Raw genomic sequence first — 8,254 nt, 5'->3', positions numbered from 1 at the left:
TTTGTCTACTCTGGTCTAGGTCACAGGGTGTTGCACTTGAATTGTAAACTCGGGGAGAATACAAATGGATTAATCCGGGAATATTTTCCCAAGCGAACAGATATTGATAATTATACAGAACAGGACGTTGAACACTGCCAAAAGCAGTTAAATCAACGTCCTCGCAAAGTGTTAAACTATGAAACCCCATATGAAGTATTTTTTGACAAACCGTTGCACTTAGTTTGACAATTCGCCGTAGAAAAGAATATCCTTCCAGACCAGAAAGCCCAGTGAGCCCGAAATAATCAAAATCGTCAAGACAAAGAGCAGGTACGGATCGGTCTGGAATTGTTCCAAACTGTTATCGTACAAGTCAAACCCGGCATTACAAAAGGCGCTGATTGAATGAAAAATGCTGTAACCCAAGCCTTTAGCGAACCCGTACCGGGGATAAAAATCGATAAAAATCAGTGCAGTCCCCAATACTTGAATCGCCAAAGAAATCCGGACCACCAAAAACACAACCGAACTGGTATTGGCAAATGACTGCAGGTTTAACGATTGTTGGGTCAACAACCGGGTTGTCAGATCAACTTTGCGGCGCATGAAAACAAATAGGAGAACCGCAAAGGTCATGAATCCCAAGCCACCGATTTCCACCAGCATCAAGATGACAATTTTGCCGAAAACGCTCCAATGAAGGGCGGTATTGACGACGGTCATCCCAGTGACGCAGGTGGCCGAAGTTGCCGTAAAGAAGGCGTTAATGTAGCCGGTCATGTGACCGGATTTGCTGGCAATTGGCAGTGACAGCAGAAAAGTTCCCACTAGAATGATAATGAGAAAGCCCAATGTTAAAATCTGCGGGAGTGCCAACCGGGTTTTTAAGTTCAAAGAATCAGTACCTTTCACTTGGCAGAATTGCCAATTTCTAATAATGATGTCATCTGTATTATCGCACATTCCACCGATTGCGCCCAACTCCGGCGTTAAAATAGACTATAATGTTATTAAATACTTGATTGTGAGGGATAATCTGATGCTGATAAAAAATGTCCATATTGAAAACGCTGAAGAAACCAGGGATGTCAAAATTGAGGATGGCAAGTTCGTCAAAATTGCCGCCTCAATTCAACCCAGCGACGGTGAGCAGGTGATTGACGCCACCGATAAACTACTGTTGCCGCCTTTTGTGGATCCCCATGTTCATTTGGATGCGACCCAAACAGCCGGTGATCCTGAATGGAATCAATCCGGCACCTTATTTGATGGCATTCGAATTTGGAGTGAGCGAAAGAAAAAGCTGACGATTGATGATGTCAAGACGCGGGCAAAAAAGGCCCTTAAGATTCAGGTTGCCAACGGGATTCAATTTGTCCGCAGCCATGTTGATGTGACCGATCCCGATTTGACGGCTTTAAAGGCTTTAATTGAGGTCCGTGACGAGGTTGCCGATCAAGTGGAACTCCAGCTGGTGGCCTTTCCCCAAGAAGGCATTTTATCCTACCCAAATGGCAAGGAATTGATGATTGCCGCTGCCGACATGGGAGCCGACGTGATTGGCGGGATTCCCCACTTTGAATTTACCCGCGACTACGGCGTTGAGTCACTCAAATTCTTGATGAAAGTTGCCGAAAGCAAGGGCAAACTGGTCGACGTTCACTGTGACGAAATTGATGACCCGGCTTCACGGAATCTGGAAGTTTTGGCCACCTTGGCACTTGAAAGCGGCATGGGCGACAAGGTTACCGCCAGTCACACCACTGCTATGGGTTCGTACAACGACGCCTATACTTACAAGTTGTTTAGACTCCTGAAAATGTCTCACATCAATTTCATTGCCAATCCGTTAGTGAATACCAACCTTGGCGGTCGCTTCGATACCTATCCAAAGCGCCGGGGGATGACTCGGGTTAAAGAATTATCCGAGGATGGCATCAACGTTGCCTTTGGTGAAGATGACATCAAGGATCCTTGGTATCCCATGGGCAATGGTAACATGCTCGACCCGGTTGAAATGGGGATTCACGTTGGCCATTTGATGGGGTACGACGATATTATGAATTCCTATCAGTTTATTACGACCAACGGTGCCAAGGCGATGCATATCACTGGCCACTACGGGATCCAGGTCGGTAAACCGGCTAATTGTATCATTATGAATAATGACAATTTCTACAACGCCTTAAATGAACGCTCAGAAATTCTTTACTCCATTCATAATGGTAAGATTCTGGTTCAAACTGAGCCCAAACAAGTCAAAAACTATTTCGAAGATTAATTTAAAAGCACTCAGCCTTTTGACACACATTGCTGCGTCGGCTGGGTGCTCTTTTTGAATTGTGGGGGATTTCCAAGGTCATTGGTTGCCATTTCTCTGGAAATATGACACACTTTGATTGATGAGACACGAATTGGGGGATGAATGCGGTTTGGATATTTTATACTGTGGAGATGACCACATGTTTTCGGGGTTGATTATTTCAATCCTCTCACTGACAAAACACGCGCAAGAACCACTCAACATCTACATTTTAACTGGACAATTGTATAATCGTCATCAGCAATTTCAAGCGCTGACTGACGATCACGCAGCCTTTTTGAATCAACTGGTCAAGCGGGAAAATGTCGATAGTGGCGTTACCAAAATTGACATTACCACTCAGTTTGAGGCGGATTTGCCCAAGGCGAACATCAACACGTTATTCACGCCCTATAGTATGTTGCGGCTGTATAGTGATTTGGTGCCGCAATTTTCCGATCGGATTCTGTATTTGGACGCTGACGTTGTGTGTCGCCGGCCGTTTGAAGATTTTTATCATCAATCACTGGCAGGAACTGATTTTGTTGGCGTATTGGATCATTACGGTCGTTGGTTCTTCCATCATCAACAGAGAGCATTTGATTACATTAACTCGGGGATGCTCCTGATGAACCTGGATATGATCCGACAAGACAAATTACTGGCCCGCTGCCGGGAATGCTGCCGAAAATGGCCGATGATTATGCCGGACCAGTCCGCGATGAATAAGCTGGCCAAGCACAAGGCTTTTGCCCCTGAAAAATACAATGAGCAGCAGGATGTTCAATCTGACACCGTTTTTCAGCATTTCTCCACCCGCTGGAAATTATGGCCGATCGTCCACACGGTTTCGGTCAAGCCTTGGGAAGTTGATAAAGTTCACCAGCAACTTCATTTGCATGAATATGATGATATTTTAGCCGAGTATCAGGAGATTATGGCTGAATTGGATGCTGAAGGGGAATTGAAAACTGAGTGAGGGTGCGATGCGAGATGTGTTGCTCTTAGAATCTTAATGAACGAGCTGATTATTCCTGTTTTTGGAATGATTGGCTCTTTTTATATTTTGTCTTGATTGGATTGGTGTGCAGGAAGTGGAAGAATTATCGATTGGTTGGTGGGGTTAGGGGATTTTGAGATCCCTCCGGCCTTTAAAATACGCTCCGACGCAACTGAGGCTAACTTCTAAGTGCACTTTAATTAAAGTCCCAAACCCAGGGACTTCAATCAAAGTACCCTTAGAAACCGCCTCACCCGTTGCTCGTCGCGCTCTGATTTTTCACATACTCCCTATACAAAGGAGTCGTTTTCACTAACTGTTGGTGGGTTCCCTGGCCCGTTACCCTGCCGTTTTCTATGAAATAAATTTCGTCGGCGTTGGTAATTGTGCTTAGCCTGTGGGCGATCACCAATGTTGTTCGATTGGCCATCAACTGGTCCAGCGCTTTTTGGACCATCATTTCGGACTCGGAATCCAGGCTCGCCGTTGCTTCATCCAACATTAAGATTTTTGGATTACGCAGGAAGGCCCGGGCAATCGCCAATCGTTGGCCCCCGATACCTTGACTCCACGCTCACCGACTTCCGTGTCCAAGCCCCGAGGCATCTTCTGGACAAATTGCGTTGCGTAAGCCATTTCCAAGACATGCCAAAGCTGTTCATCGGAAAAATGCCCCGGCAAACCATAGGTTAAATTGTAACGAATCGTTCCAGACATGATCGCAGCGTCTTGGCCGACCAGGCCGATTTGCTGGCGCCAATCGGCAAGTTGAATATCAGTAATATTGGTATTGCCAATCGTGATGCTGCCCTCGTTAGGTTCATAAAAACGTTCAATTAAGCTGAAAATGGTTGATTTGCCACCGCCGGATGGTCCGGCAAAGGCAATGACCGAATTGGGTTCTGCCGTAAACGACACGTCGGATAAAATGGGGTGATACTGATCATAAGAAAAACTGACGTGGTTCATCTGAAGTGTTTGATCGCCAATATCCAAATCCGTTCCAGTCAGACGATCTTCTTCATGAGTTTGCAATAATGCCTGGATTCGAGTGGTTGAGCCACTTGCCTTGGCAACATCAGACATGAATTGGCCGAGAACCGCAAATGGACTAATCATTTGAACCAGGTACATCAGAAATGAAAATAAGGTCCCAATATCAATGGCACCTTCCCGAACCCGGATCGCACCATAGCCCAGAATTCCCAGGACCATGGCCATCATGACCATGCCCATTACAGGTCCGGCAATTGAATCATAGATCGCTTCTTTTAACCCGATGCGATAAAGGCGATACATCCGTTTATCGCCGGCTGTTCGTTCTAAGTTTTCTGCGGTAGACGATTTGACTAGACGGACTTCGCCCAGCATTTCACCGGCTTTACCATTGAGATCTGCCAGTGCGTCCTGTCTCGCTCTGGCAACTTTGTGGGATTGGCGGACAATTGGCAGCAGGCAGATCAAGACGAGCGGAACGGCGATAAACATAATGATAGTCATCCGCCAGTCCATGATGAGCATTAAGACCAATGCGCCAACCAGTTGCAGAATCGAAGTTGCGGTTTTGGGAACCGAATTGGCCAACAGTTCCTTGACCTGTGTGGAATCATTGACCAACCTGGACGTTATTTCGCCAGATTTGGTTTGGTCAAAATAACCCACCGGCAGGGTTAAGATTTTATCCCAAAGTGTTGTTCGCAGCTTATAGACGACGTCTTCACCGAAGAAGCCTAAAATACTGCCGGAAAAGGCTCCAATAATGGTACTGAAAACGAATAGTAAAATGACGGCAACGATTAGGCCGACATCCATTGAATGACCGATTGAGTTGATGATCCCCTTGGCGATGCCGGGAACCATCAATTGCATCGCCGTTGCGACAACTCCTAGAAAAAAAGCCAAGCAGCAGTTGCCAGTAACGGGGGTGAATTCGGTTGATTAGGCCCATAAATGTTTTAAAGTTAAACTTGGTATTGTTCTTGGACTGAGCTTGCATCAAAATTATCCCCTAAATCCTTCTAATGATGTGTATACATCCATTGTTATCCCAAATATCCTAGCATAGCAAGCCTTAATTTTACACCAATTTCATCATTTAAAGGGCGATTTTTAGTGAATTGCCATTTTTAAACGTCCCGTATGATAAAATAATGTCATATTTGGGGTATAATGGTTCTATTCATGATTTTAACTTCTCGGAAGAAAGGATGACATTGGTAATGACTAAACGGACATCAAAAGTGTTTACGTATCATGATTTTGATGATGACGTGGTCTTTACCAAAAATCAAAATGCCACCATTCCTGAGGGCTACATTTGGCTGCATCAAAATTGGTTTTACCGCGTAACGGCGACGGTTGTCTACTGGGTGGCGGTTGTTGTCAGCTTCGTTTATTGTCGGCTGTATTTGCGGACGTCTTTTCGAAACAAACGGTGTCTGCGCACCCAAGGCAAACGGGGCGCCTTCATTTATGCCAACCATACCCAGCCGCTGGGGGATGCACTTTTACCGATGCTGGTCGCAATACCCCGGCGGGCGTATTCGATTGCGGAACCTGCCAACCTTGGTATTCCAATCGTCGGTCGTCTCTTGACGATGGGTGGTGCGTTGATCCTACCCGCGAAATTATCACAAATGATCCAATTCCAGCGGGCGATGAATGCTCGATTGGACCAGCATCAACGAGTGTTTATCTATCCCGAAGCCCATGTTTGGCCGTATTACACCAAGATTCGTCCGTTTCCAGTTGGCGCATTCCATTATCCAGTCGCTGCCGACCTGCCCAGCTACAGCATGACGATTACATATCAAAAAGGCCGACTGTTGAGCCGACCCAAGCAGGTGGTATACTTCGACGGTCCGTTTATGCCGGACAAGTCACTTCCGCGTAAACAACGCCAACAAAAACTCCACGATCAGATTCATGCCCAAATGGTGACCCGCAGTCACCAAAGCAACGTGTCATTTATGACCTACCAGCATCAATCACATTGATTTAAGGGGGATTCATTATGGAAAATCAAACCGTGCCAATTTTTTACGCTGTCGATGACAATTATGCACCTTATCTGGCAGTTTCACTGGCTTCACTGGTCGCGCATACATCACCGGACAGGCATTACCAGGTGATTGTGTTGTGTGATGATCTCAATACCGACAATCAAGGGCGGCTTAAAGCCTTTGAAACGGACAACCTCAAAATTCAGTTTGTTTCAATTAATGACCGCTTGAAGCAAGAAATTACTGATAAGAATAACAAACTACGCAGTGACTACTTTACCTTTACAATTTATTTCCGGCTGTTTATTGCTGAATTGTTCCCCAAATTGGATAAGGCGCTCTACCTGGATGCGGACACGGTGGTTTTAAAGGACGTGGGTGAATTATTTGATACCCAGCTGGGGGATAACCTGGTTGGCGCAGTGCCGGATCACTTCATCGGCCACACTCCGGAAACGATTGACTATGCTGAACAAGCCGTTGGGATTGATTCACAGAAATACGTTAATTCCGGCGTGTTGTTGATGAACCTGGCTGAAATGCGCCGTTCAAAATTCGCTGAACACTTTTTGCAGCTCTTGAACAAGTACCATTTCAAGAGTTTGGCCCCGGATCAGGACTACATGAATGCCATCGCGAGAAATCGAATTTATTATTTGAACCCGTCATGGAACATCCAAATCACCACGCCACAGGATGTTGACCCCTGGCTGATTCACTATAACTTATTTGCCAAGCCGTGGCGCTATGATGATGCCCCTCGACAAAGCGATTTTTGGACCTATGCCAAACAAACCGATTACGAGACCATGTTAAAACAGCAGCTCGCAGATATGAATCCTAAAGAAGTTGCCCGTGATCAGAAGAATCAGTCCGATTTGATTCAATTAGCCGTTGATATTATTAAGACCCCAACGACATTTTACGCAAGGGCCAAGCAAGGAGTAAAAATTGCCCTATGACTTTTACACCGGTAAAGCTTGGCGAGCGTGACAAAGTGATTCAAAACATTGCTGAAAACGTCCGTCAGGGAAAATTTAATCAAAAAGTCGAACTACATGATCCAGTACTGACACTTACCGAGCAGCATGAGGTGTTGGACCACTTCTTGAAGCTTCACCAAACTAAACGTTATCATTGGCGGGCAGCCGAAGCCCGGTCGGTCATGAATATGGCTGCGAGGATGATGAATCCCAATTTAAAAGTTGAGGGGACTGACAATTTAAAGGCATTGGAATGGCCGGCAATCATTACCTGTAACCACTTTAGCCCGATTGACAGCCTGCTGGTTCGATCAGCCCTGAATCAACCTGATTTGTCGATTGTCGTTGAGCTCACCAACCTTAAAATGCCCGGGATGCTGGGATTTTTGATGACATACGCTGATACGATACCTGTCAGCGACAGCGTCAATTACATGGGCAAGGGGTTTATTGCCCTTTTGCAAAGTAGCTTGGCACGCAAACAGTCAATTCTAATTTATCCGGAACGGGAAATGTGGTTCAACTATCGCAAACCGCGGCCGCTTGAACGGGGAGCGTACTACTACGCCGTTAGATTGAATGTGCCAATCGTGTCCTGCTTTGTTTCGATGGTTGACGCCCCGACCAAATCGGATCCGCATGGCATCAATTATACGGTCCATGTGTTACCGCCAATTTATCCGGATGCGGTCGAAAAGTCGGCCACATCACAGCGGGAAGCTGCCGAAAAGATGCGCCAAATTGATTACCAACAAAAAGTTGCTGCCTATGAAAAGGCCTATGATCGTCAATTCACTAAGGATTTTAGTCCAGACGACATTGCTGGTCATTATCAATAACTAAATGGACAACAAAAAGGCATGACCGTGAACAAAATGATCTTTCATTCACAGTCATACCTTTTTTAGGATCGAATAACGAATTAGTTAGGTAGATTGCAAATTTAATCCGAATTTTTGGACAAATTTGTCAGCATAACCTGATA

The 8,254-nt window shown here is 45.6% G+C and carries 6 protein-coding genes and 2 pseudogenes; 6 read left to right on the top strand and 2 right to left on the bottom strand.

The genetic code is table 11. The annotated features are described in order from the left end of the window. The coding region (locus tag FC15_RS08970; protein WP_162258395.1) for an IS30 family transposase at positions 1-228 on the top strand (228 nt) is incomplete at its 5' end. 9 nt (positions 229-237) lie between these two features. On the opposite strand, the pseudogene FC15_RS02500 reads toward FC15_RS08970, so the two are convergent. Continuing rightward, positions 238-876, bottom strand: a pseudogene (locus tag FC15_RS02500) (potassium transporter TrkG); the annotation flags it as partial. A 145-nt stretch (positions 877-1,021) separates the two neighbouring features. On the opposite strand from FC15_RS02500, the gene codA reads away from it, so the two are divergent. Continuing rightward, on the top strand, positions 1,022-2,263 hold the full coding sequence (codA, locus tag FC15_RS02495; protein ID WP_042751137.1) for a cytosine deaminase: 1,242 nt from the start codon (positions 1,022-1,024) through the stop codon (positions 2,261-2,263). Between the two features lie 151 nt (positions 2,264-2,414). Next, positions 2,415-3,263: a glycosyltransferase gene (locus FC15_RS02490; protein ID WP_085768482.1), complete on the top strand. Its 849-nt coding sequence runs from the start codon at positions 2,415-2,417 to the stop codon at positions 3,261-3,263. 271 nt (positions 3,264-3,534) lie between these two features. On the opposite strand, the pseudogene FC15_RS02485 reads toward FC15_RS02490, so the two are convergent. Then, positions 3,535-5,280 (bottom strand): annotated as a pseudogene (locus FC15_RS02485) (ABC transporter ATP-binding protein). Positions 5,281-5,503: 223 nt separating this feature from the next. Between FC15_RS02485 and FC15_RS02480 the strand changes: the two are divergent. From FC15_RS02480 to FC15_RS02470, 3 genes are read left to right on the top strand one after another with little or no spacing between them, the layout of a single operon-like run. Continuing rightward, the gene (locus FC15_RS02480) at positions 5,504-6,280 is read left to right on the top strand and encodes a 1-acyl-sn-glycerol-3-phosphate acyltransferase (protein ID WP_057823654.1); all 777 of its coding nucleotides are present in this window, start codon (positions 5,504-5,506) and stop codon (positions 6,278-6,280) included. A 17-nt stretch (positions 6,281-6,297) separates the two neighbouring features. Then, positions 6,298-7,248: a glycosyltransferase family 8 protein gene (locus tag FC15_RS02475; protein ID WP_057823653.1), complete on the top strand. Its 951-nt coding sequence runs from the start codon at positions 6,298-6,300 to the stop codon at positions 7,246-7,248. After that, positions 7,245-8,108, top strand: coding sequence for a lysophospholipid acyltransferase family protein (locus tag FC15_RS02470; protein WP_014386900.1), 864 nt, complete (start codon positions 7,245-7,247; stop codon positions 8,106-8,108). Before FC15_RS02475 ends, FC15_RS02470 begins: the two co-directional genes overlap by 4 nt. Positions 8,109-8,254 lie beyond the last annotated feature (146 nt).

It is taken from the genome of Lapidilactobacillus concavus DSM 17758, from assembly GCF_001435835.1.
In the GTDB taxonomy this organism is placed as follows: domain Bacteria; phylum Bacillota; class Bacilli; order Lactobacillales; family Lactobacillaceae; genus Lapidilactobacillus; species Lapidilactobacillus concavus.
The sequence above is the reverse complement of the archived record's forward strand: the minus strand, read 5'-3'. Positions and strand labels throughout refer to the sequence as shown.